Origin of the sequence: Streptomyces sparsogenes subsp. cuspidosporus (assembly GCF_039532705.1) — a bacterium.
Classification (GTDB): domain Bacteria; phylum Actinomycetota; class Actinomycetes; order Streptomycetales; family Streptomycetaceae; genus Streptomyces; species Streptomyces sparsogenes.
The window spans coordinates 1-582 of record NZ_BAAASD010000159.1 but is presented as its reverse complement, the minus strand read 5'-3'; the positions used below and the strand labels follow the sequence as shown (position 1 = coordinate 582).

The window sequence follows — 582 nt, the reverse complement described above, 5'->3', positions numbered from 1 at the left end:
GCTGCGACGCGGCCGGGCTCCCCGTCGAGATCACCGATCCCCGGGGCGCGACCACCGTCTACCACCGCGACGCCTTCGGCCGCCCCACCGCCATCACCGACCCCCTCGGCGCCACCACACGCATGGAATGGTCCATCGAGGGCAAGCTGACCCGGCGCACCGCCCCGGACGGCACCGAGCAGAGCTGGGCCTACGACGGCGAGGGCAACATCACCGCACACCGGGACGCCGGCGGCGGCCTGACCACCTACGCCTACACCCACTTCGACCTGCTAGCCGCCCAGACCGGCCCGGACGGCGCCCGCCACGAGTTCTCCTACGACACCCGGCTGCGCCTCACCGCGGTGACCAACCCGCAGGGATTGGAGTGGAGTTACGTCTACGACGCGGCTGGTCGGCTGCTCGCCGAGACGGATTTCGACGGCCGTACCCTCACCTACGCGTACGACCCCACAGGCCGGCTCGTCTCCCGCACCAATCCGCTGGGCCAGACCGTCTCCCTCGAACGCGACGTGTGCGGCCGGATCGTGCGCAAGGACGCCGACGGCCAGGCCACCACCTTCACCTACGACCCGGCCGGGC

General features: G+C 71.8%; 1 pseudogene. It reads left to right on the top strand.

The features are described 5' to 3' along the window. Positions 1–582, top strand: a pseudogene (locus tag ABFY07_RS42850) (type IV secretion protein Rhs); the annotation flags it as partial.